Annotated in this window: 17 protein-coding genes, 3 rRNA genes and 3 riboswitches; all 20 genes read left to right on the top strand. The window is 41.6% G+C overall.

Annotated elements, in window-relative coordinates; all coding sequences use genetic code 11:
* Positions 1 to 21: 21 nt before the first annotated feature.
* Positions 22 to 123: riboswitch (purine riboswitch) on the top strand.
* Positions 124 to 279: 156 nt separating this feature from the next.
* The 20 genes from guaA to purD all read left to right on the top strand — a co-directional run bounded on the left by guaA (position 280) and on the right by purD (position 24,160).
* The gene (gene guaA, locus NV349_RS20195; protein WP_036124553.1) at positions 280 to 1,833 is read left to right on the top strand and encodes a glutamine-hydrolyzing GMP synthase; all 1,554 of its coding nucleotides are present in this window, start codon (positions 280 to 282) and stop codon (positions 1,831 to 1,833) included.
* A gap of 186 nt (positions 1,834 to 2,019) precedes the next feature.
* Positions 2,020 to 2,688 carry an MOSC domain-containing protein gene (locus NV349_RS20190; RefSeq protein ID WP_271911043.1) on the top strand — a complete coding sequence of 223 codons (669 nt, stop codon included), beginning with the start codon at positions 2,020 to 2,022 and terminating at the stop codon, positions 2,686 to 2,688.
* A 217-nt stretch (positions 2,689 to 2,905) separates the two neighbouring features.
* Positions 2,906 to 3,007: riboswitch (purine riboswitch) on the top strand.
* Between the two features lie 126 nt (positions 3,008 to 3,133).
* Positions 3,134 to 4,435: an NCS2 family permease gene (locus NV349_RS20185; RefSeq protein WP_036124549.1), complete on the top strand. Its 1,302-nt coding sequence runs from the start codon at positions 3,134 to 3,136 to the stop codon at positions 4,433 to 4,435.
* Between the two features lie 488 nt (positions 4,436 to 4,923).
* Positions 4,924 to 6,475 (top strand): 16S ribosomal RNA (locus NV349_RS20180).
* Positions 6,476 to 6,784: 309 nt separating this feature from the next.
* Positions 6,785 to 9,712: ribosomal RNA gene (locus NV349_RS20175) — 23S ribosomal RNA — on the top strand.
* A gap of 185 nt (positions 9,713 to 9,897) precedes the next feature.
* A 5S ribosomal RNA gene (rrf, locus tag NV349_RS20170) occupies positions 9,898 to 10,013 on the top strand.
* The 16S, 23S and 5S rRNA genes sit together here, the layout of an rRNA operon.
* Positions 10,014 to 10,133: 120 nt before the next feature.
* Positions 10,134 to 10,409 (top strand): hypothetical protein, encoded by a 276-nt coding sequence (locus tag NV349_RS20165; protein ID WP_036124085.1) that lies wholly within the window; start codon positions 10,134 to 10,136, stop codon positions 10,407 to 10,409.
* Between the two features lie 142 nt (positions 10,410 to 10,551).
* Complete coding sequence (locus tag NV349_RS20160) at positions 10,552 to 10,746, top strand: NETI motif-containing protein (protein WP_089934989.1); 195 nt, start codon at positions 10,552 to 10,554, stop codon at positions 10,744 to 10,746.
* Positions 10,747 to 10,839: 93 nt separating this feature from the next.
* A riboswitch (purine riboswitch) is annotated at positions 10,840 to 10,938 on the top strand.
* A gap of 209 nt (positions 10,939 to 11,147) precedes the next feature.
* Positions 11,148 to 11,636 (top strand): 5-(carboxyamino)imidazole ribonucleotide mutase, encoded by a 489-nt coding sequence (purE, locus tag NV349_RS20155; RefSeq protein WP_089934991.1) that lies wholly within the window; start codon positions 11,148 to 11,150, stop codon positions 11,634 to 11,636.
* Entirely contained in the window at positions 11,633 to 12,757 is a 1,125-nt protein-coding gene (gene purK / locus NV349_RS20150) for a 5-(carboxyamino)imidazole ribonucleotide synthase (protein ID WP_036124076.1), read from the top strand. The genes purE and purK overlap by 4 nt, the downstream gene beginning before the upstream one ends.
* A 13-nt stretch (positions 12,758 to 12,770) precedes the next feature.
* A complete protein-coding gene (purB, locus tag NV349_RS20145) occupies positions 12,771 to 14,066 on the top strand; it encodes an adenylosuccinate lyase (protein WP_036124073.1) in 1,296 nt (431 codons plus the stop codon).
* A 130-nt stretch (positions 14,067 to 14,196) separates the two neighbouring features.
* Positions 14,197 to 14,907: a phosphoribosylaminoimidazolesuccinocarboxamide synthase gene (gene purC, locus NV349_RS20140; RefSeq protein WP_271911038.1), complete on the top strand. Its 711-nt coding sequence runs from the start codon at positions 14,197 to 14,199 to the stop codon at positions 14,905 to 14,907.
* A gap of 2 nt (positions 14,908 to 14,909) precedes the next feature.
* Positions 14,910 to 15,158 carry a phosphoribosylformylglycinamidine synthase subunit PurS gene (purS, locus tag NV349_RS20135; protein ID WP_036124064.1) on the top strand — a complete coding sequence of 83 codons (249 nt, stop codon included), beginning with the start codon at positions 14,910 to 14,912 and terminating at the stop codon, positions 15,156 to 15,158.
* Between the two features lie 2 nt (positions 15,159 to 15,160).
* On the top strand, positions 15,161 to 15,844 hold the full coding sequence (purQ, locus tag NV349_RS20130) for a phosphoribosylformylglycinamidine synthase subunit PurQ (protein ID WP_054611985.1): 684 nt from the start codon (positions 15,161 to 15,163) through the stop codon (positions 15,842 to 15,844).
* On the top strand, positions 15,831 to 18,065 hold the full coding sequence (gene purL, locus NV349_RS20125) for a phosphoribosylformylglycinamidine synthase subunit PurL (RefSeq protein ID WP_089934998.1): 2,235 nt from the start codon (positions 15,831 to 15,833) through the stop codon (positions 18,063 to 18,065). The genes purQ and purL overlap by 14 nt, the downstream gene beginning before the upstream one ends.
* On the top strand, positions 18,041 to 19,465 hold the full coding sequence (purF, locus tag NV349_RS20120) for an amidophosphoribosyltransferase (protein ID WP_058844201.1): 1,425 nt from the start codon (positions 18,041 to 18,043) through the stop codon (positions 19,463 to 19,465). Before purL ends, purF begins: the two co-directional genes overlap by 25 nt.
* A 92-nt stretch (positions 19,466 to 19,557) precedes the next feature.
* Positions 19,558 to 20,613, top strand: a complete 1,056-nt coding sequence (gene purM, locus NV349_RS20115; RefSeq protein ID WP_271911035.1) for a phosphoribosylformylglycinamidine cyclo-ligase — start codon at positions 19,558 to 19,560, stop codon at positions 20,611 to 20,613.
* A complete protein-coding gene (gene purN / locus NV349_RS20110) occupies positions 20,613 to 21,182 on the top strand; it encodes a phosphoribosylglycinamide formyltransferase (protein WP_271911034.1) in 570 nt (189 codons plus the stop codon). The genes purM and purN overlap by 1 nt, the downstream gene beginning before the upstream one ends.
* Before the next feature lie 113 nt (positions 21,183 to 21,295).
* Positions 21,296 to 22,822, top strand: a complete 1,527-nt coding sequence (purH, locus tag NV349_RS20105; RefSeq protein WP_271911032.1) for a bifunctional phosphoribosylaminoimidazolecarboxamide formyltransferase/IMP cyclohydrolase — start codon at positions 21,296 to 21,298, stop codon at positions 22,820 to 22,822.
* Between the two features lie 81 nt (positions 22,823 to 22,903).
* The gene (gene purD, locus NV349_RS20100; protein WP_036123475.1) at positions 22,904 to 24,160 is read left to right on the top strand and encodes a phosphoribosylamine--glycine ligase; all 1,257 of its coding nucleotides are present in this window, start codon (positions 22,904 to 22,906) and stop codon (positions 24,158 to 24,160) included.
* Positions 24,161 to 24,215: the final 55 nt, after the last annotated feature.

Genomic DNA, 24,215 nt, shown 5'->3' with positions numbered 1-24,215 from the left:
ACAAAGAGTAAAATGAAAAAAATTAAATGCAAGGATTGCTTTCATATAAGTTCGATAATAGGGTTCGGATGTTTCTACGAAATCACCTTAAATGATTTCTCTATGAAGGCGGATGTTTTCGTTAGGTGAAAAGTATAGTAAATCACTTTACTTTGCTACGCATTCGCCTTTATCACTATTCTAGAGCTTATGAACGCGTAGAAAGTTTTTTTACTTTCTTCGCGTTTTTCTTTGAACAAATGAAAATATCCTTTAAAAATAGTAGAAGAGGTGGAAATTTTGACAGCTAGCCCTTTATTAAAAGAGCAAGAAAAAATCGTTGTACTGGACTTCGGTAGCCAATTTAACCAGTTAATTACGCGTCGTATCCGTGAATTTGGTGTTTTCAGTGAATTGCACCCACATACGGTAACTGCGGAAGAAATTAAAGATATGAACGCAACGGGTATTATTTTTTCAGGTGGCCCAAACTCTGTTTATGATGAAAATGCCTTCCATGTGGATCCAGCTATTTTTGAATTAGGTTTACCAATATTAGGTATTTGCTATGGGATGCAATTAATGGCACATACAAATGGCGGTAAAGTTGAAGGTGCTGAAACGCGTGAATATGGTAAAGCGGAAATCAAAGTCACTACTTCAAATAAGTTATTTGGAGACTTACCAACTGAGCAAATCGTGTGGATGAGCCATGGTGACCATGTAACAGAAGTTCCAGCTGGATTTGAAGTAATTGCTACAAGTGCATCTTGTCCGATTGCTGCAATGGCAGATGTAGAACGCAAATTATATGCTGTACAATTCCATCCAGAAGTACGTCACTCTGTTTATGGTAATGACTTACTACGTCAATTCGTATTCGATATTTGTGAGGCAAAAGGCGACTGGTCAATGGCTAACTTCATTGAGCTTGAAATCGCAAAAATTCGTGAAATAGTTGGCGATAAAAAAGTATTATGTGCTCTTTCTGGCGGTGTAGATTCATCAGTTGTAGCAGTTTTAATTCATAAAGCAATCGGCGATCAATTAACTTGTATGTTCGTAGACCACAACTTAAACCGTAAAGGTGAAGTTGAACAAGTAATGAAAACATTCACAGAAGACTTTGATATGAATCTTATTAAAATTGATGCTCGCAAACGTTTCATGGACAAACTTGCAGGTGTATCAGATCCGGAGAAAAAACGTAAAATTATCGGTAATGAATTTATTTACGTATTTGATGAAGAGGCATCGAAGCTTGAAGGTATGGATTTCTTAGCACAAGGTACTCTATACACAGATATCATTGAATCTGGTACTTCAACGGCGCAAACAATCAAATCACACCATAATGTTGGTGGTCTTCCAGAAGATATGCAATTCCAATTAATCGAGCCACTGAAAACGTTATTTAAAGATGAAGTTCGTGCGCTAGGTTTAGAACTTGGTCTTGATGAAAAAATCGTTTGGCGTCAACCATTCCCAGGTCCTGGATTAGGTATTCGTGTACTTGGTGAAGTTACAGAAGAAAAATTAGAAATCGTTCGCGAAGCAGATTTCATTTTACGTGAAGAAATCGCAAATGCTGGTCTTGACCGTGACATCTGGCAATACTTCACGGTATTACCTGATATCCGTTCAGTTGGTGTAATGGGCGATGCACGTACGTATGATTACGCAATCGGTATCCGTGCTGTAACATCTATCGACGGCATGACTTCTGACTGGGCACGTATCCCTTGGGACGTACTAGAGAAAATCTCTGTCCGCATGGTAAACGAAGTAAAACACGTGAACCGCGTGCTGTATGATATTACATCTAAGCCACCAGCAACGATTGAGTGGGAATAACAGCAACTGCCCTAAAAGCCTTGAGAGGTTTTTAGGGTTTTTTGATTTGATCATTTTTAGTCTATTCATAGATTGTATGATTCGAATTATATCAAGGTTAAAGCAGCAATTGCTGGTAAAGTGCTGTATGTAGTAAACTAAATGAATGCAAAAGAATTGTACTATTCAGATTAGGGGGGGATTTAAATGGAGAAAAATAGGCCAATAATTCACACACTTGCTGTTGGAATGCCGAAAGAATTGCTTGATAGTAAAGGACGTTCGATGATTACAGGAATTGAAAAGCAACAAATGCAAGAGGTTTATTTGTCATCACGTGGCTTCGAAGGGGATGATGTGGCAGATAAAAAACATCATGGTGGCCCAGACCGTGCAGTTTGTTTATACCCTGCAGAGCATTACATACAATGGGAACATGAACTTGGAAAACCGTTGCCTACTGCTGCATTTGGTGAAAATTTAACAGTAACGAATATGTTAGAAGCGGATGTTTGTATTGGGGATATTTATAAAATAGGTAATGCCGTCATACAAATCACACAAGGACGTATTCCATGTAGTACGATTGATAGATATACTGAGGCAACCACATTACTTAAACGTTTAATTGAAACAGGTTATACAGGTTATCTTGCACGCGTACTGGAGGAAGGGTCAATTTGTGCAGATTCAACAATAGAAGTTGTGGAAAAGCATCCTGCGCGTATCACAGTTTTGTACGGCAATGAAGTGTACTTTAAAAATAAAGATGCGATAGCTATGAAACAAATACAAGCAGTGGATGCATTAGCGGATGATTGGAAAGAAAAACTAGAAAAAAGGATTCAAATCTTACAAAGTAAAGTGATGAATTAAGTCATAACGTTCAAGGGACGATCCTCTAGAATTCGAAAGAGTTCCAGGGGGTTTTTGCTTTTTATTGATTACAGAAATGTTCAGTACTACGTTTATTTAGCGGTGAATTAGTTGAATATGAACATTAAATAAGAATTTTACACGAACTTTCGTATTTATTTTTGTAAAAATGTTCGGAAATGGGGTTGAAATCTAAAAAGTGAAATGATATATTACGAATGTAAATTAAATACGTCGTCGTATAATGTCGGGAATAAGGCCCGTGAGTTTCTACCAAGTTACCGTAAATAACTTGACTACGATTTGGGTTTATCTATGTATAAACACTAATTTATTTCACACACTATGGTGATGAAATATATCGTAGACATGCGACTAGTAGAGTAGTCAGCGTGTCTTTTTTGTTTTCGATATTGAAGACGACCATACGGAGGATTTTTTGATAATGAAAAAATATTTCATGTTCGATGAATTAGGAACTAATTATCGCCGAGAAATAATTGGTGGTATTACAACCTTCCTTGCAATGGCATATATTCTAGCTGTTAATCCAAGTATTCTAGAAAATGCAGGGATGGATAAAGGTGCTGTTTTCGTAGCAACAGCATTAGCAGCAGCAGTCGGTTCTTTGATTATGGGGATTTTCGCTAAGTTCCCAATTTCACTTGCTCCTGGGATGGGATTAAATGCATTCTTCGCATTTACTGTAGTCGGAGCTTATGGTATTCCATGGCAAACTGGTTTAACAGGTGTATTCTTTTCTGGAATTATCTTTATCATTTTATCTTTAACGGGTATTCGTGAAACTGTTATTAACGCCATTCCAGTACAACTTAAATATGCTGTTTCAGCAGGTATTGGTTTATTTATCACATTCGTAGGTTTACAAGGTGCAGGGATTATAGTTGATAGTCCAGCGACATTAGTAACTTTAGGAACTTTTACTGGAGCTACATTACTAGCAGTATTCGGAATCATTCTTTCTGTTATTCTTATCATTAAATTCCGTAGTATTGGTATTTTCTTAGGGATGGTCATTACTGCGGTTATTGGGATGATCACAGGTATCATTGATCCTCCAACAGCAGTTGTTTCGGCTATTCCAAGTGTAGACTCTACATTTATGGTAGCATTGGAACCACTTGGTGACATTGGAACGTTATTTAACGTGAAGTTTTTAGTAGTAGTGTTAACATTCCTGTTTGTAGATTTCTTTGATACAGCAGGCACTTTAATGGCTGTAGCGACACAGGCTGGCTTAGTAAAAGATAATAAATTACCACGTGCAGGGCGTGCCTTAATGGCGGATGCGCTAGCAACGACAATCGGTTCTTTATTTGGTACATCAACAACAACAGCGTATGTAGAGTCAACTTCTGGGGTAGCAGCGGGTGCACGCTCAGGGTTCTCGGCAGTCGTAACTGCAGTACTATTCTTAGTAGCTTTATTCTTCTCACCATTACTAGCTGTTGTAACACCAGCAGTAACTGCACCAGCTCTAGTAATCGTAGGGGTACTGATGGTATCATCATTACGTCTAATTGATTGGGATAAATTCGAAATAGCAGTACCTGCATTCTTTACAGTATTAATGATGCCACTTGGTTATTCAATTGCTACTGGTATTGCAATCGGTTTTGTATTCTATCCAATTACAATGTTATTAGCTGGTCGTAAAAAAGAAATTCATCCTATGATGTATGGCTTATTCTTTGTCTTCCTTGCGTACTTTATCTGGGTAAGATAGTTAAATATATTTTGAAAGGCACCTCAATTGTTAGGTAAGAAACTAACAATTAGAGGTGCTTTTTCATTGCCAACAAAAATAACAAGAAACTATTTTGGGGTTTAAGACATTCAAAATAGAGCATAGCCTAAACAAATCAAGTTATTAATTTTCTACATTATATAGAAGAAACTTGATTTTGAATAAATAAGAATAGTTTTACTTCAATGAAACTCTTGCAAACTTATTTTTAAGATGATATATTTAAACACGTTGTTACGAGATAAACGAACAACTAAAAAAATATTAACATAAACGGTTGACATGAAGTTAACATTATGTTAAATTATAAAAAGTTACTTGATGTAACTATTAAATGAACCTTGAAAACTGAACAAGCAAAACGTAATCAATAAAGTTTCAAATAACTAGCTTTGCTTAGTGAACGAAACAAAATTTTGGACATCAAAATTGATGCCAGCAAAACAATTTGAGCTATTCAAATTTCTTTTATGGAGAGTTTGATCCTGGCTCAGGACGAACGCTGGCGGCGTGCCTAATACATGCAAGTCGAGCGAACAGAGAAGGAGCTTGCTCCTTCGACGTTAGCGGCGGACGGGTGAGTAACACGTGGGCAACCTACCTTATAGTTTGGGATAACTCCGGGAAACCGGGGCTAATACCGAATAATCTGTTTCACCTCATGGTGAAACACTGAAAGACGGTTTCGGCTGTCGCTATAGGATGGGCCCGCGGCGCATTAGCTAGTTGGTGAGGTAACGGCTCACCAAGGCGACGATGCGTAGCCGACCTGAGAGGGTGATCGGCCACACTGGGACTGAGACACGGCCCAGACTCCTACGGGAGGCAGCAGTAGGGAATCTTCCACAATGGGCGAAAGCCTGATGGAGCAACGCCGCGTGAGTGAAGAAGGATTTCGGTTCGTAAAACTCTGTTGTAAGGGAAGAACAAGTACAGTAGTAACTGGCTGTACCTTGACGGTACCTTATTAGAAAGCCACGGCTAACTACGTGCCAGCAGCCGCGGTAATACGTAGGTGGCAAGCGTTGTCCGGAATTATTGGGCGTAAAGCGCGCGCAGGTGGTTTCTTAAGTCTGATGTGAAAGCCCACGGCTCAACCGTGGAGGGTCATTGGAAACTGGGAGACTTGAGTGCAGAAGAGGATAGTGGAATTCCAAGTGTAGCGGTGAAATGCGTAGAGATTTGGAGGAACACCAGTGGCGAAGGCGACTATCTGGTCTGTAACTGACACTGAGGCGCGAAAGCGTGGGGAGCAAACAGGATTAGATACCCTGGTAGTCCACGCCGTAAACGATGAGTGCTAAGTGTTAGGGGGTTTCCGCCCCTTAGTGCTGCAGCTAACGCATTAAGCACTCCGCCTGGGGAGTACGGTCGCAAGACTGAAACTCAAAGGAATTGACGGGGGCCCGCACAAGCGGTGGAGCATGTGGTTTAATTCGAAGCAACGCGAAGAACCTTACCAGGTCTTGACATCCCGTTGACCACTGTAGAGATATAGTTTCCCCTTCGGGGGCAACGGTGACAGGTGGTGCATGGTTGTCGTCAGCTCGTGTCGTGAGATGTTGGGTTAAGTCCCGCAACGAGCGCAACCCTTGATCTTAGTTGCCATCATTTAGTTGGGCACTCTAAGGTGACTGCCGGTGACAAACCGGAGGAAGGTGGGGATGACGTCAAATCATCATGCCCCTTATGACCTGGGCTACACACGTGCTACAATGGACGATACAAACGGTTGCCAACTCGCGAGAGGGAGCTAATCCGATAAAGTCGTTCTCAGTTCGGATTGTAGGCTGCAACTCGCCTACATGAAGCCGGAATCGCTAGTAATCGCGGATCAGCATGCCGCGGTGAATACGTTCCCGGGCCTTGTACACACCGCCCGTCACACCACGAGAGTTTGTAACACCCGAAGTCGGTGAGGTAACCTTTTGGAGCCAGCCGCCGAAGGTGGGATAGATGATTGGGGTGAAGTCGTAACAAGGTAGCCGTATCGGAAGGTGCGGCTGGATCACCTCCTTTCTAAGGATTATTTCGGAATACAAACCTAGGGTTTGTAAGATTACGTTTTGCGTTCAGTTTTGAAGGTTCATTCTTCTTGAATGAAAAGCTTCAAAACTTGTTCTTTGAAAACTGGATAAAACGACATTGAAATTGTAACAAACACATTTATTTTTTTAAGTTTTTTTATAGGCTTAATAACATTAAGAGGGTTTCAAGACACGAGCAGTTCTAGGAAGCAATCGAGTGAATGAAGGAGCGTACTTGAGTACGTGACTGATTGAACGAGTGAAGCTGACAACGAAATGGGATGTGTATTGAAAGCCGTTAGGTTAAGTTATTAAGGGCGCACGGCGAATGCCTTGGCACTAGGAGCCGAAGAAGGACGGCACTAACACCGATATGCTTCGGGGAGCTGTAAGTGAGCTTTGATCCGGAGATTTCCGAATGGGGGAACCCACTACGTTTAATCGCGTAGTATCTTGACGTGAATACATAGCGTCTTGAAGGCAGACCCAGGGAACTGAAACATCTAAGTACCTGGAGGAAGAGAAAGAAAAATCGATTCCCTGAGTAGCGGCGAGCGAAACGGGAAGAGCCCAAACCAAGAGGCTTGCCTCTTGGGGTTGTAGGACACTCAATACGGAGTTACAAAAGAGCGAGTTAGATGAAGCGACTTGGAAAGGTCCGCCAGAGCAGGTAAAAGCCCTGTAGTCGAAAGTTCGTTCTCTCCTGAGTGGATCCTGAGTACGGCGGAACACGTGAAATTCCGTCGGAATCCGGGAGGACCATCTCCCAAGGCTAAATACTACCTAGTGACCGATAGTGAACCAGTACCGTGAGGGAAAGGTGAAAAGCACCCCGGAAGGGGAGTGAAAGAGATCCTGAAACCGTGTGCCTACAAGTAGTTAGAGCCCGTTAATGGGTGATAGCGTGCCTTTTGTAGAATGAACCGGCGAGTTACGATTACGTGCGAGGTTAAGCTTTAGAAGGCGGAGCCGCAGCGAAAGCGAGTCTGAATAGGGCGAAATAGTACGTGGTCGTAGACCCGAAACCAGGTGATCTACCCATGTCCAGGGTGAAGGTAAGGTAACACTTACTGGAGGCCCGAACCCACGCACGTTGAAAAGTGCGGGGATGAGGTGTGGGTAGCGGAGAAATTCCAATCGAACTTGGAGATAGCTGGTTCTCTCCGAAATAGCTTTAGGGCTAGCCTCGTGATGAGAATACTGGAGGTAGAGCACTGTTTGGACTAGGGGGCCATCCCGGTTTACCGAATTCAGACAAACTCCGAATGCCAGATATTTATACACGGGAGTCAGACTGCGAGTGATAAGATCCGTAGTCAAAAGGGAAACAGCCCAGACCACCAGCTAAGGTCCCAAAGTAATCGTTAAGTGGAAAAGGATGTGGCGTTGCACAGACAACCAGGATGTTGGCTTAGAAGCAGCCATCATTTAAAGAGTGCGTAATAGCTCACTGGTCGAGTGACGCTGCGCCGAAAATGTATCGGGGCTAAACGATTCACCGAAGCTGTGGATTGACATCTACGATGTCAGTGGTAGGAGAGCGTTCTAAGTGCGTTGAAGTCAGACCGGAAGGACTGGTGGAGCGCTTAGAAGTGAGAATGCCGGTATGAGTAGCGAAAGACGGGTGAGAATCCCGTCCACCGTATGACTAAGGTTTCCTGAGGAAGGCTCGTCCGCTCAGGGTTAGTCGGGACCTAAGCCGAGGCCGATAGGCGTAGGCGATGGACAACAGGTTGATATTCCTGTACCACCTCCTCACCGTTTGAGAAATGGGGGGACGCAGTAGGATAGGGTAAGCGCGCTGTTGGTTATGCGCGTCCAAGCAGTAAGGCGTGTGTGTAGGCAAATCCGCACACTGTAACGTTGAGCTGTGATGGCGAGTCCGTATGGACGAAGTTCCTGATTTCACACTGCCAAGAAAAGCCTCTATCGAGGTGAGAGGTGCCCGTACCGCAAACCGACACAGGTAGTCGAGGAGAGAATCCTAAGGTGTGCGAGAGAACTCTCGTTAAGGAACTCGGCAAAATGACCCCGTAACTTCGGGAGAAGGGGTGCTCTTGAGCGTGCAAGCGCATGAGAGCCGCAGTGAATAGGCCCAGGCGACTGTTTAGCAAAAACACAGGTCTCTGCAAAACCGTAAGGTGACGTATAGGGGCTGACGCCTGCCCGGTGCTGGAAGGTTAAGAGGAGTGGTTAGCGCAAGCGAAGCTGCGAATTGAAGCCCCAGTAAACGGCGGCCGTAACTATAACGGTCCTAAGGTAGCGAAATTCCTTGTCGGGTAAGTTCCGACCCGCACGAAAGGCGTAACGATCTGGGCACTGTCTCAACGAGAGACTCGGTGAAATTATAGTACCTGTGAAGATGCAGGTTACCCGCGACAGGACGGAAAGACCCCGTGGAGCTTTACTGTAGCCTGATATTGAATTTTGGTACAACTTGTACAGGATAGGTAGGAGCCAGAGATCTCGGAGCGCCAGCTTCGAAGGAGGCGTCGGTGGGATACTACCCTGGTTGTATTGAAATTCTAACCCATGCCCCTTAGCGGGGCAGGAGACAGTGTCAGGCGGACAGTTTGACTGGGGCGGTCGCCTCCTAAAAGGTAACGGAGGCGCCCAAAGGTTCCCTCAGAATGGTTGGAAATCATTCGTAGAGTGTAAAGGCACAAGGGAGCTTGACTGCGAGACCTACAAGTCGAGCAGGGTCGAAAGACGGGCTTAGTGATCCGGTGGTTCCGCATGGAAGGGCCATCGCTCAACGGATAAAAGCTACCCCGGGGATAACAGGCTTATCTCCCCCAAGAGTCCACATCGACGGGGAGGTTTGGCACCTCGATGTCGGCTCATCGCATCCTGGGGCTGTAGTCGGTCCCAAGGGTTGGGCTGTTCGCCCATTAAAGCGGTACGCGAGCTGGGTTCAGAACGTCGTGAGACAGTTCGGTCCCTATCCGTCGTGGGCGTAGGAAATTTGAGAGGAGCTGTCCTTAGTACGAGAGGACCGGGATGGACACACCGCTGGTGTACCAGTTGTCTTGCCAAAGGCATCGCTGGGTAGCTATGTGTGGACGGGATAAGTGCTGAAAGCATCTAAGCATGAAGCCCCCCTCAAGATGAGATTTCCCATTACGCAAGTAAGTAAGATCCCTCAAAGACGATGAGGTAGATAGGTTCGAGGTGGAAGTGTGGTGACACATGGAGCTGACGAATACTAATCGATCGAGGACTTAACCAAAACGTTTGAACCATTCAATGCACGTTTATCCAGTTTTGAAAGAATAATTTCTTTTATGAAGGGTTTCAAGATACGAGTAGTTCGAGGAAGCAATGGAGAGAAGGAAGGAGCGTACTCAAGTACGTGACTGACTGAACGACAGAAGCTGACGAAGAAATGCGATGTATATTGAAAGCCGACCATAGTCTAGTGATGATGGCAAAGAGGTCACACCCGTTCCCATACCGAACACGGAAGTTAAGCTCTTTAGCGCCGATGGTAGTTGGGGGCTTCCCCCTGTGAGAGTAGGACGTCGCTAGGCAATTTAAAAAGTCATGGATATATTCCATGGCTTTTTTTGTTTTATGAAATATTCATAAAATGCTATAATAAATTAAATTATATACATATTGATTGATCTTGATTCATAGGAGGAATCAAAATGAGGCGTAACCTTTTTACGGCTATTTCGATCTTGAGTCTACTACTTATATTCTTTCTGTTTGGTTATGATTCAACGAAATGGTATGGAGGCTTTTTTACATTTCTCTATCAAGTCAATATGTTTATGCCCTTTATTTTAGGTGGTTTAGGCATTGTTAGTGCTCTCTTAGGCATTAAAGGCTATCGCATGGTTCTTGTTGTCCTTCATTCATTCCTACTATTATTATTTTTAGGTATCTATTTTAAAGCTTTTTATGGATTTAATGAACCTTAATTAAAACTGCGGATATGAATCTGCAGTTTTTTCTATTGAAAGAACCTCATTATATGTTCTTACATACTTCTTTAAGCAACAAAAGGTATAATGTAATACAAGTAGTAAATATGTAAAATGTGAAGTGGAAAGGAAGAAAAAGTTGGGGAAAAAGCAAATTTGGTATGAGGTACAAGAAAATGAGTCGATCGAGGATTGTTTAGCAAGAATGCAGCAGGATGGTTTCATGGCCATAGGGCGAAAAGAAGAGCCGCTTTTTCATATAGTAGATGGTGAACCAGCCTTTTTGCGTCAAAAAATTCAATTTAAAGCTATACCTACTCAAGATACTGAATAAATTTGACCAAAAACCGAACGTTTTTTTTACACTTATAAAAAACGTTCGCATTTTTGCATTGACGATAAGGCAATCCCTTGTTAAAATGTGATAAGGAAAAACAAATAAATCCCCCATATATGCTAGAGGATTGGCTCTAGTGTCTCTACCCGGCACCGTAAATGCTGGACTATGCGGGAAAGCACTTTTGGCATATTACGAGAAGATCCTTGTGCAGTTATGTACATGGAGATATTCTTGTCTTACTAAGTCCTCAAGTAAACTGCTTTCACGTGTAATAGTAGAGAGTAGTTTATTTGGGGATTTTCTTTGTAAATAGATAAAAATTGCAGTAGCTATTAATAATAGAGGCTTGCACAATAATTGATCATTTTTCTATCGTTTAAAAGGAGCGACAATTTATGAATCCGAAAATCGGTGTCATTATGGGTAGTTCAAGTGACTGGGAAACAATGAAACATGCATGTGATATTTTAGATGAATTACAAGTACCGTATGAAAAAAAGGTTGTATCTGCACATCGTACACCTGATTTAATGTTTGACTATGCAGAGACAGCTCGTGAGCGAGGACTACAAGTAATTATCGCTGGGGCAGGTGGAGCTGCACATTTACCTGGAATGGTAGCAGCTAAAACAACATTACCTGTCATTGGTGTACCAGTTCAATCACGTGCACTTAACGGACTCGATTCATTATTATCTATCGTTCAAATGCCTGGTGGTGTACCTGTAGCAACTGTAGCGATTGGCAAAGCGGGAGCAACAAACGCAGGATTACTAGCAGCTCAAATTTTGTCAACAACAGATGCTGTACTTGCTAATAAATTAGATGCTAGACGTGAAGCAACGAAGCAGCAAGTATTAGAAAGCACAGGTGACTTAGTGTGACGAAGATTATTTATCCTGGACAAACGATAGGTATTATAGGCGGAGGACAACTTGGTCGAATGATGGCGCTTGCTGCAAAGGAGTCAGGTTTTAAAGTGGCTGTTCTTGAACCTGCAATGGACTCGCCGTGTGGGCAGGTAGCTGATATTCGTATTGTAGCTCCATATGATGATGAAGCTGCTTTAGAAGAACTTGCAGAAGTAAGTGATGTTATCACTTATGAATTTGAAAATATTGATTATGAAGGCTTAAAGCGCTTATCACAAATGGCTTATGTTCCTCAAGGAGCAGAGTTGGTACGTATTACACAAAACCGTATAACAGAGAAAGACGCTATTGTGAAGGCTAGTTGCCCAGTAGCACCATATATTGTTGCAAAAACTTATGAAGAATTAGTAGCCAATATTGATTCGATTGGTTATCCTTGTATAGTCAAAACAGCAAGAGGTGGTTATGATGGCAAGGGACAGCAGCTTTTAAAGTCAACTGAAGATTTACCTTTAGCGAAAGAACTATTCACACATTCTCAATGTATTGCAGAAGGTTTTGTTCCTTTCCTAAAGGAAGTATCGGTCATTGTTCAAAGAAATGGTCATGGTGAATCGTATTGTCAGCCAGTTGGAGAGAACATTCATGTTCATCATATTCTGCATGAAACAATTGTGCCTGCTCGCATATCTGAAAGCACAGCTCAAGCTGCGGAACGAGAAGCTTTAAAAATTGCAGATTACTTACATTTAGTAGGAACGCTAGCAGTAGAAATGTTTGTGTTAGAAGATGGTAGCATTGTTATTAATGAATTAGCACCAAGACCTCATAATTCTGGTCATTATTCAATAGAAGCGTGTAATGTTTCACAATTCCATCAGCATATTCGTGCTGTTTGTGGTTGGCCATTACGTAAGCCAGAACTTTGGGCGCCATCCATTATGGTCAATGTATTAGGGCAGCATGTCGTGCCACTCAGTAACTCAATTGCTAAATATCCTGAATGGTCCATCCATCTTTATGGGAAAGCTGAAGCTAAGGTAAACCGTAAAATGGGCCATGTAACGATTATGACAAAAAGCTTAGAGGAAACACTACAACAAATCGAGAGTTCTGGCATTTGGTCAGAATAGAAGGAGAAACGCGATGATTGAACGTTACACAAGACCCGAAATGGGCGCAATTTGGACAGAACAAAATAAGTACCAAGCTTGGCTAGAGGTTGAAATTTTAGCATGTGAGGCTTGGGCAGAGATAGGCGATATTCCAAAAGAGGATGTTGCTAAAATTCGTGAAAATGCTTCATTTGATGTGAACCGCATTTTAGAAATTGAACAAGAAACACGTCATGACGTTGTAGCCTTTACGCGTGCCGTTTCGGAAACACTTGGGGAAGAGCGTAAATGGGTACATTATGGTTTAACTTCTACAGACGTAGTAGACACAGCACTTTCTTATTTAATCAAACAAGCAAATGATATTTTGCGCAAGGACATCGTGAATTTCATTGATATTATTGCGGCTAAGGCAAAAGAGCATAAACATACGGTGATGATGGGACGTACACATGGTGTTCATGCAGAACCAACAACTTTTGGTTTAAAACTTGGTTTATGGTATGAGGAAATGAAGCGTAACCTTGAACGTTTTGAAGCAGCAGCCAAAGTAATTGAAACAGGAAAAATGTCTGGAGCTGTTGGAACATATGCCAATATCGATCCTCGTGTTGAGCAATATGTTTGTGATCAACTAGGTCTTGCTGCATCACCGATTTCAACACAAACTTTACAGCGTGATCGCCATGCGCAGTATTTAGGTGCATTAGCTTTAGTTGCTACATCAATTGAAAAATTCGCAACAGAAATTCGCGGCTTACAGAAATCTGAAACGCGTGAAGTAGAAGAAGCTTTTGCAAAAGGGCAAAAGGGCTCATCCGCAATGCCACATAAACGTAATCCAATCGGTTCTGAAAACATGGTTGGGATGTCTCGTTTAATGCGTGGATACATGGTGACAGCTTATGAAAATGTAGCTTTATGGCATGAACGTGATATTTCTCATTCATCTGCAGAGCGCGTTATTTTACCGGATGCAACAATTACTCTTAACTATATGCTTAATCGCTTCGGTAATATTGTGAAAAACTTAACAGTATTCCCTGAGAACATGAAACGTAACATGGAACGCACATATGGTCTTATTTATTCTCAACGCATCTTATTAGCATTAATCGATAAAGGATTAGTACGTGAGGAAGCTTATGATACAGTACAACCTTTAGCAATGCAGGCATGGGACGAGCAAGTTCAGTTCCGTACATTAGTTGATGCAAGTGAAAAAATCACATCTTATTTAACACAAGAAGAGCTGGATGAGTGCTTTGATTATAACTACCACTTACAGCATGTTGATATGATTTTTGAACGACTAGGACTTAACTAATATTTATTTAGCCATCTAAAAGTAAATGTTAGAGCCACCAGTAAATGTTTCAGAGTTGAATCGTGGAGACACGGTTCAATTCTGATCATTCATAACAAGCGTATCTCATAATATCAGGGGGAAAAACGACATGACTAAAGGTCAACTTTTGTATGAAGGTAAAGCAAAAAAATTGTTCACAACAGAGGAGCCACATGTGCTACTAGTTGAGTACAAGGATAGTGCAACAGCATTCAATGGCGAAAAAAAAGAAGAAATTGACGGCAAGGGCATTTTAAATAATCGCATTACTTCATTAATTTTCGAAAAATTACAAGCAAACGGAATTGCGTCACATTTCGTAAAACAATTATCAGATACACAACAACTTGTAAAAAAAGTAGAAATTATTCCGATTGAAGTTGTTGTTCGTAATATTGCCGCAGGAAGTTTAGCAAAACGTCTTGGTCTTGAAGAGGGAACAGCCTTAAAACGACCAATCGTAGAATTTTACTATAAAGACGATGCGTTAGGCGACCCACTCATTACGACAGAACATATTGACGTTCTGGATCTTGCGACACCTACTGAAGTAACAGCCATTTATGATGGAGCACTAGCTATTAACAAAGTTCTACAGCCAATCTTTGCAGATATCAATGTAACATTAATTGATTTTAAATTAGAGTTTGGCCGTGATATGGATGGCAATGTATTATTGGCAGATGAAATTTCACCAGACACATGCAGACTTTGGGATGCAACTACAAAGCAAAAGTTAGACAAAGATGTTTTTCGTCGAGACCTTGGTAATTTAACTGAAGTTTATACTATTATACTTTCTAGACTCGGAGGCAAATAACAATGAAAAAAGTAAAAATCTATGTAACATTACGTGAGAGCATTCTTGATCCACAAGGCTCTGCAGTACAAGGTTCTTTAGCTAAAATGGGCTACGGTGAGGTAGAAGATTTACGTATCGGTAAATATCTTGAGCTAACTCTTAAAGACTCAGAACGTGACATTGATACTCTAGTAAAAGAAATGTGTGAAAAGGTTTTAACGAACGTTGTAATTGAAGACTACCGTTTTGAAGTCGAGGAGGCTAACTAATCATGAAATTCGCAGTACTCGTATTCCCTGGGTCAAACTGTGACATCGATATGTATCATGCGATTAAAGACGAGCTAGGTGAAGAAGTAGAATATGTATGGCATACAGCAACAGATCTAAGTGGCTTTGATGGCGTATTAGTACCTGGAGGATTCTCCTATGGGGACTACCTTCGTTGTGGTGCAATGGCTAATCAATCTAACATTATGGCAGAGGTTAAGAAAGCAGCAGATGCTGGTAAACCTGTATTAGGTGTATGTAATGGCTTCCAAATTCTGACGGAAGCTGGTTTATTACCAGGGGCTTTACTACGCAATAAAAACTTAAAATTTATGTGCCGTACAGTACAGCTAAAAGTGGAAAACAACAATACATTATTCACAAATCAATATGAGCAAGGTCAAATCATCAATATTCCAATCGCACATGGTGAAGGTAATTACTACTGTGACGAGGAAACTTTACAATCACTAAAAGATAATAATCAAATCGTATTCACATACTCAGGTGACAATCCAAACGGTTCTTTAGAAGATATCGCAGGGATTATAAACGAGCGCGGCAATGTATTAGGGATGATGCCACACCCAGAGCGAGCTGTTGATGCATTGGTGGGCGGCGCAGACGGTCTAGCAGTATTCAAATCAATTGTGAAGCAGTGGAGGGAAAATCATGTCAACAACTAAGTTTGAGCCAACAGCACAGCAAATTAAGGATGAAAAGCTATACGCTGGTATGGGGATGTCAGACGAAGAATTTGCAATGGTAGAAGGTATTTTAGGACGTCTACCTAACTGGACAGAGACAGGTCTTTTCTCAGTAATGTGGTCTGAGCACTGCTCTTACAAAAATTCAAAGCCAGTACTACGTAAGTTCCCGACAAAAGGGCCACAAGTATTACAAGGTCCAGGTGAAGGTGCGGGTATTGTCGATATTGGTGATGAACAGGCAGTAGTATTTAAAATGGAATCACATAACCATCCATCTGCAATCGAACCTTATCAAGGAGCTGCAACAGGTGTTGGCGGTATTATCCGTGACGTTTTCTCCATGGGTGCACGTCCAATTGCCATGCTAAATTCATTACGTTTTGGTGAATTAAAATCAGCACGTGGTAAATATCTTTTTGAAGAAGTTGTTGCGGGTATCGCAGGTTATGGTAACTGCATCGGAATTCCGACCGTTGGTGGCGAGATTCAATTTGACCCTTGCTATGAAGGTAATCCACTTGTTAATGCAATGTGTGTCGGTTTAATTGACCATCAAGATATTCAACGTGGTATTGCTGCGGGTGTCGGCAATACAGTTATGTATGTCGGTGCGAAAACAGGTCGTGACGGAATTCATGGTGCAACATTTGCCTCTGAGGAATTAACAGAGGAATCAGATAACCAACGTCCAGCAGTACAAGTAGGGGACCCATTCATGGAGAAACTTTTACTTGAAGCATGTTTAGAAGTTGTAAAATCTGATGCTCTAGTTGGTATTCAAGATATGGGTGCAGCTGGTCTTACTTCTTCATCAGCAGAAATGGCTTCAAAAGCAGGCTCTGGTGTAGAAATGAATTTAGACTTAGTGCCTCAACGTGAGACAGGTATGACAGCGTACGAAATGATGTTATCTGAGTCTCAAGAACGTATGTTATTAGTGGTGAAAAAAGGTCGTGAAGATGAAATTAAAGCGATTTTTGATAAATATGATTTAGATGCTGTAGCAATCGGCCGAGTAACGGATGATAAAATGCTTCGCCTTTTACACAAAGGACAAGTAGTGGCAGAAGTACCTGCTGATGCGTTAGCAGAAGATGCTCCTGTTTATCATAAACCATCTGCTGAACCTGCATACTATGCTGAGTTCCAAGCAATCGAGAACGCAGAACCAGTTGTGACGGATTATAAAGAAACTTTAAATGCTTTATTACAAGCACCAACAATTGCTTCTAAAGAGTGGGTGTACGATCAATACGATTATCAAGTACGTACATCGACAGTTGTGAAGCCTGGGTCTGACGCTGCTGTTATTCGTGTACGTGGGACAAATAAAGGTTTAGCGATGACAACGGACTGTAACTCTCGCTATATCTATTTAGATCCAGAAGTGGGTGGAGCTATCGCAGTAGCTGAAGCAGCACGTAATATCGTGGCAACGGGTGGTACGCCACTTGCGATTACAGACTGCTTAAACTTTGGTAATCCAGAGAAACCAGAAATCTTCTGGCAAATTGAAAAATCTGCTGATGGTATTTCTGCTGCTTGTACGGCATTAAATGCACCAGTAATCGGTGGTAACGTTTCTCTTTATAATGAGCGTTCAGGCGAAGCCGTTTATCCAACACCAACAATTGGTATGGTTGGTCTTATCGAAGATTTAGCTCATGTAACTACACAGGATGTAAAAGCTGCAGGAGATCTTGTCTTTGTCATTGGTGAGACAAAAACTGAATTTGGTGGTTCAGAGCTACAAAAACTATTAAATAATGGCGTTATTTCAGGAAAAGCGCCAGCTATAGATTTAGAAGTGGAAGCGGTACGTCAGCAAGCTTTATTAAAGGCGATTAAAGCTGGTCTTGTACAATCTGCCCATGACGTTGCAGAGGGTGGTCTTGCAGTCGCTATTGCTGAGACAACATTCGGTGCAAACGGTCTTGGTGTTGAAGTAACATTAGCAGGATCTGCTACAACTGCATTATTCAGCGAAAGTCAATCTCGTTTTGTTGTAACTGTCAAAGAAGAAAATGCTGCTGCATTTGTAGAAATCATCAAAGATGCTCACCAAATTGGTGTCGTAACAAATGATGCACTTGTTAAAATCAACGGGGACAAAGGTGTGCTTGTAGAAGGTACAGTGGAGGAATTCCGTTCTAATTGGAAAGGAGCAATCCCATGCTTGCTGAACTCAGAGGCTTAAACGAAGAATGTGGGGTGTTTGGTATTTGGGGTAACCCAAGTCCAGCACACCTTAGCTATTACGGGCTACATGCTCTTCAACACCGTGGACAAGAAGGGGCTGGAATTGTCGTTTCAGATGGACAGCATCTTCGCGCGGTGAAAGGCGAAGGACTAGTTAATGATGTTTTCAACGAAGATAAATTAAAAGCAGTCAACGGCAAAGCGGCTATTGCTCATGTTCGTTACACGACTGCTGGTGGCGGCGGTATTGAAAACGTACAGCCACTATTATTCCACTCCTCAACTGGTAGCCTTTCAATTGCCCATAACGGTAACTTAGTCAATGCGACACATTTAAAACAGTATCTAGAACGACAAGGAAGTATTTTCCATTCTAGCTCTGATACAGAAGTGCTGGCGCATCTTATTAAGAAAAGCTCGCATTCACCATTCCGTGCAAAGGTGAAAAATGCCCTTTCTCTATTAAAGGGTGCGTATTCTTTCTTAATTATGACAAAGGATGAAATGCTTGTTGCACGTGATCCACATGGTTTACGTCCATTATCTCTTGGAAAGCTTGGAGATGGCTGGGTGGTAGCTTCTGAAACTTGTGCATTTGATTTAATTGGTGCAGAATTCGTTCGTTCTGTGGAGCCAGGAGAGCTCATCATTATTAATGATGAGGGTGTAAAATCGGATCGCTTTGCTGATATGGAAAAGCGTTCGATGTGTGCGATGGAATATGTTTATTTAGCTCGTCCTGATTCAGATATTGATGGCATTAATGTTCATATGGCGCGTAAGCGTATGGGGAAACAACTTGCCCGTGAATGTGCGCATATTGAGGCTGATGTTGTAACGGGTGTACCTGATTCAAGTATTTCAGCAGCGATTGGTTTTGCAGAAGAAAGTGGCATCCCTTATGAATTAGGTCTTATTAAAAACCGCTATGTTGGTCGTACGTTTATTCAGCCAACACAGGAATTACGTGAACGTGGTGTAAAAATGAAACTGTCACCAGTTGTTCAAGTTGTAAAGGGTAAACGTGTAGTAATGGTGGACGATTCAATTGTGCGTGGTACAACATCACGTCGTATTGTCAAAATGTTAAAAGATGCTGGTGCAGCAGAAGTTCATGTTGTGATCTCTTCACCGCCAATGACAAATCCTTGTTATTATGGCATTGATACTTCCACACATGAAGAGCTGATTGCCTCTAGTCATAAAGTAGATGAAATTCGTGATGCAATCGGTGCAGATTCTCTTACGTTCCTTTCTGTTGAGGGCATGGTAGAGACAATTGCACGACCATATGAAGATGACAATCGTGGGCTATGCTTAGCATGCTTTACAGGCAAATATCCAACAGAGATTTTCCCGGATACCATCTTACCACATGAAAAAGAACTATTACGTTAAGAAAAACATCGCAACGGATTGGTGATCGGTAGAAGGCTATACAAAGACTTCTAGGGTACTGAGGCGATTTGGATGATAAGGAGGAACTCTGCGTGTCAAAGGCATATGAACAAGCAGGTGTAAATATTGAAGCGGGTTATGAAGCTGTAAAACGAATGAAGTCTCATGTTGAACGTACGAACCGTTTAGGTGTAATGGGAACGTTCGGTGGCTTTGGTGGCATGTTTGACTTGTCAAAACTAAATCTTAAAGAACCTGTTCTTATTTCAGGGACAGATGGTGTTGGAACAAAGCTAAAACTAGCGTTCATGGTAGATAAGCACGATACAATTGGTGTGGATTGTGTAGCAATGTGTGTCAATGATATTGTTGCTCAAGGAGCAGAGCCACTGTACTTTTTAGATTACGTAGCGCTTGGAAAAGCAGAGCCTGCAAAAATTGAACAAATTGTTAAAGGTGTTGCAGATGGCTGTGTGCAATCTGGTGCAGCACTAATTGGTGGCGAAACTGCGGAAATGCCTGGTCTTTATGAAGAAGACGAATATGATTTAGCAGGGTTTGCAGTAGGTGCTTGTGAAAAGTCTGCCATTGTGACAGGTGAAAAAATCGTTGAAGGCGATGTGCTTATTGGGATTGCATCAAGTGGTGTACATTCAAACGGTTATTCTTTAGTGCGAAAAATTGTTTTTGCAGAACAGCAATATGCGGTGGATGCCATTGTTGAAGGCTATGAAGATTTAGGACCGATCGGGGAGGCTCTTCTCGTGCCAACAAAGCTATATGCTAAGCCAGTATTAGCAGCTTTAAAGGCAGCAGATGTACATGGTTGTGCTCATGTTACTGGTGGAGGTTTCTATGAAAATCTACCGCGTATGATGCCAGAAGGATTAGCAACGGAAATCGACTTAGGTTCTTGGCCAGTATTACGTATCTTTGAATTCCTAAAAGATAAAGGCCAGTTAGAAGATAAAGATCTATATAATGTCTTTAACATGGGGATTGGTTTTGTAATAGCTGTGCCAGTAGCTGAAGCTGAGAAAGTAATGGCAGCAGTAGAAGCAAATGGTGAAAAGGCTTATCCAATCGGACGTGTTATCAAAGGCGACGGAGTAGTGTTTAATGGCTCACATGATGGGAGTTTAGTGTAATGACTGCACCAACAAAAATCGCCGTGTTCGCATCAGGCAGCGGGAGTAATTTTCAAGCCATTCAAGAGGCGATCGGAAGTGGAGAACTGCATGCAAAGATTGAACTAGTGGTGACAGATAAGCCCGGTGCGTTTGTAGTGACACGTGCTGAAAATTTGGGGATTCCAGTGTTAGCATTAAATCCAAAAGAGTTTGTATCAAAAGCAGCTTATGAGACAGCCATTATCGATGCTTTACATGAATGCGATGTGAAATGGATTGTGCTTGCAGGGTATATGCGTTTAATTAGTGACGTATTATTAGCAGCCTTTCCGCAACGAATTGTTAATATCCATCCTTCCTTATTGCCAGCATTCCCCGGGAAGGACGCCATTGGTCAGGCAATCAATCATGGTGTAAAGATTACAGGGGTAACAGTGCATTTTGTTGATGAAGGAATGGATACTGGTCCGATTATCGCACAGGCTGCTGTACCTGTCATTGAAGGAAATCGAGAGGCAACAGAAGCTGAAATTCATAAGCAAGAGCATCTATTATATACAAAGGCTTTACAGCAATTATTACAATAACTGAAGAGGAGTTAGGTCGAGAACCTTACTCAACAAGTAAGACCTAACTCTATTAATCTTATAGAAGCAAGTCAGTTCGTGGTAAGCACGATAAAAATTAGGAGGATATTGTTGTGACAAAACGTGCATTAATCAGTGTTTCCAATAAAGATGGTATTTTAGAATTTGCAAAGGAATTAGTAGCATTAGGTTATGAAATTTTATCAACTGGCGGTACGAAAAAAATGTTACAGGATAATGCGGTGGCTGTAACGGCAGTAGATGAAGTAACGAAGTTCCCAGAAATTTTAGATGGTCGTGTGAAAACATTAAATCCAATGATCCACGGTGGTCTATTAGGAAAGTTTGACGATGCTTCTCATCAAGCACAAATGAACGAGCATGGAATTGAGCCAATTGAGATTGTTTGTGTTAATCTATATCCATTTGTTGAAACAATTTCAAAGCCTAATGTAACATGGGATGATGCAATTGAAAACATTGATATCGGTGGCCCAACAATGTTACGCTCTGCTGCAAAAAACCATCAATATGTAACAGTAATCGTGGATAGCAATGACTATGCAACAGTATTAGAAGAACTAAAAGCAAACGGCGCAACTACAATTGAAACACGTCGTCAATTAGCTGCGAAAGTTTTCCGTCACACAGCCGCTTATGATTCTTATATTTCGAACTACCTGACAGAAGAAGAATTCCCAGAGAGCTTAACGATGACATATGAGTTAAAGCAAAATTTACGCTATGGAGAAAACCCACACCAAAAAGCGGCTTTCTACCAAAAACGTCTTGGCTCAGACTTCTCATTGGCCTATGCTACACAATTACATGGGAAAGAGTTATCCTACAACAATATTCAAGATGGTAATGCAGCACTACAAATCGTCAAAGAATTTGAAATGCCAGCTGCTGTAGCAGTAAAGCATATGAATCCATGTGGCGTTGGTACAGGTATTACATTAGAGGCAGCATTCGATAAAGCTTATGAAGCAGATTCAACATCTATTTTTGGTGGTATTATCGCGTTAAATATGGAAGTAGATGCAGCAACTGCTGAAAAGTTAAGTCACATTTTCTTAGAAATCATTATTGCACCTGCATTCTCACAAGAAGCGTTAGACATTTTAACGCAAAAGAAAAATATTCGCTTACTAACTATTCCATTTGAGCAAGCAAAACAAGATCAATTCAACGTAGTATCTGTTGAAGGTGGCCTTCTTGTACAAGAGCCGGATCGCTATGGTTTTGGCAATGCAGATATTAAAGTAGTGACAGATCGTGAACCAACAAAACAGGAATGGGAAGCATTACAGCTTGGTTGGTCAGTTGTCAAACATGTTAAATCGAATGCGATTGTTGTAACAGATTCCCAAATGACACTTGGTGTAGGTGCAGGTCAAATGAACCGCGTAGGTGCTGCTAAAATTGCCTTTGAGCAAGCTGGAGAAAAAGCAAAAGGTGCTGCACTAGCATCAGACGCATTTTTCCCAATGAGTGATACTGTTGAAGCAGCAGCAGCGGCAGGAATTAATGCTATTATTCAACCAGGTGGCTCGATTAAAGATCAAGATTCCATTGATAAAGCAAATGAATATGGAATTGCTATGGTATTCACAGGTGTACGCCATTTTAAACACTAATTAATAAAACATATAAGAAACAAAACAGACCGAGATGCTGGTTCATCTCGGTCTTACTTACAAATAGGAGGATTCTCTAAAATGAATGTATTAGTAATCGGAAGCGGCGGTCGTGAGCATGCAATCGCTAAACAATTTAGCATTTCTCCATCGGTTCACAAAGTATTTGTAGCGCCAGGCAATGATGGAATGGGAGGCGAAATAGAAGTTGTAGCTATTGATACAATGGATTTCGCAGGTCTTGCTCAATTTGCCAAGGAAAATGATATTGCGTTAACATTTGTTGGCCCAGAACAGCCACTTGCTGAAGGCATTGTTGATTTCTTTACAGCTAGAGGTTTACGTATTTTTGGCCCTTCAAAGGTTGCAGCTCAAATCGAAAGTAGCAAATCCTATGCGAAAGAAATGATGAATAAATATAATATTCCTACAGCCTCACATGAAACGTTTACTGAAGCAGAAAAAGCGATCGCTTATATTCAAGAACAAGGGGCGCCTATTGTCATTAAAGCAGATGGTTTAGCGGCTGGTAAGGGTGTTGTTGTGGCCATGACAGAGGAAGAAGCAATTGAAGCTGTCGAGGATATGATTGGCAATCAACGCTTTGGTGATTCCTCTTCACGAGTTGTCATTGAAGAATTTTTAGACGGAGAAGAGTTCTCCTTTATGTCCTTTGTACATAAAGGACAAATTTATCCAATGGTTATTGCACAAGACCATAAACGTGCCTATGACGGTGATAAAGGACCAAACACTGGAGGCATGGGTGCATACTCGCCTGTACCACAAATCTCTCAAGAAGTAGTTGATCTTGCATATCATACAATTGTAGAACCTACTGTTAGAGGGATGGATGCTGATGGTGCTTCCTTTACAGGTATTTTATATGCTGGGTTAATTTTAACAAAGAAAGGTCCTCAGGTTATAGAATTTAATGCTCGTTTTGGTGATCCAGAAACGCAAGTAGTGTTACCGCGTATGGTTTCTGATTTTGGGGCATTTATGATGGCTTTAATGGATGAACAGCCATTTGATTTACAATGGTCAGAAGAAGCGATGCTTGGTGTTGTCATTGCAGCAGAAGGCTATCCTGGTGACGTTGAAAAAGGCAAAGCATTACCGAATTTAGAGGCACTTTCCACATCCCATGCAGTATTCCATGCAGGTACAAAATTAGTGGATGGCCAATTTGTTGGTAATGGTGGCCGTGTCCTGTTAGTTGCTGCCAAAGCTCCTACTTTGCAGGAAGCACAGGAAAAGGTATACGCTGGAATTGCTACAGAAACATGGGATCACTTTTTCTTCCGTCAAGATATTGGCTGGCGTACATTTAAGTAATTGTTATTTTTTCTAAATTTTAAAATATTTTTAATCATCTTTTGAAACCTCTTGT

It is taken from the genome of Lysinibacillus sp. OF-1, assembly GCF_028356935.1.
GTDB classification, from domain to species: domain Bacteria; phylum Bacillota; class Bacilli; order Bacillales_A; family Planococcaceae; genus Lysinibacillus; species Lysinibacillus fusiformis_D.
This window is presented reverse-complemented; position numbering and strand designations above follow the sequence as displayed.

Bases quoted from the DNA above. Each gene is read 5' to 3' on its own strand.
- NV349_RS20190 (WP_271911043.1), top strand. From the start codon at position 2,020: ATGGAGAAAAATAGGCCAATAATTCACACACTTGCTGTTGGAATGCCG.
- NV349_RS20185 (WP_036124549.1), top strand. From the start codon at position 3,134: ATGAAAAAATATTTCATGTTCGATGAATTAGGAACTAATTATCGCCGA.
- NV349_RS20165 (WP_036124085.1), top strand. From the start codon at position 10,134: ATGAGGCGTAACCTTTTTACGGCTATTTCGATCTTGAGTCTACTACTT.
- purE (WP_089934991.1), top strand. From the start codon at position 11,148: ATGAATCCGAAAATCGGTGTCATTATGGGTAGTTCAAGTGACTGGGAA.
- purB (WP_036124073.1), top strand. From the start codon at position 12,771: ATGATTGAACGTTACACAAGACCCGAAATGGGCGCAATTTGGACAGAA.
- purC (WP_271911038.1), top strand. From the start codon at position 14,197: ATGACTAAAGGTCAACTTTTGTATGAAGGTAAAGCAAAAAAATTGTTC.
- purS (WP_036124064.1), top strand. From the start codon at position 14,910: ATGAAAAAAGTAAAAATCTATGTAACATTACGTGAGAGCATTCTTGAT.
- purQ (WP_054611985.1), top strand. From the start codon at position 15,161: ATGAAATTCGCAGTACTCGTATTCCCTGGGTCAAACTGTGACATCGAT.
- purL (WP_089934998.1), top strand. From the start codon at position 15,831: ATGTCAACAACTAAGTTTGAGCCAACAGCACAGCAAATTAAGGATGAA.
- purF (WP_058844201.1), top strand. From the start codon at position 18,041: ATGCTTGCTGAACTCAGAGGCTTAAACGAAGAATGTGGGGTGTTTGGT.
- purN (WP_271911034.1), top strand. From the start codon at position 20,613: ATGACTGCACCAACAAAAATCGCCGTGTTCGCATCAGGCAGCGGGAGT.
- purD (WP_036123475.1), top strand. From the start codon at position 22,904: ATGAATGTATTAGTAATCGGAAGCGGCGGTCGTGAGCATGCAATCGCT.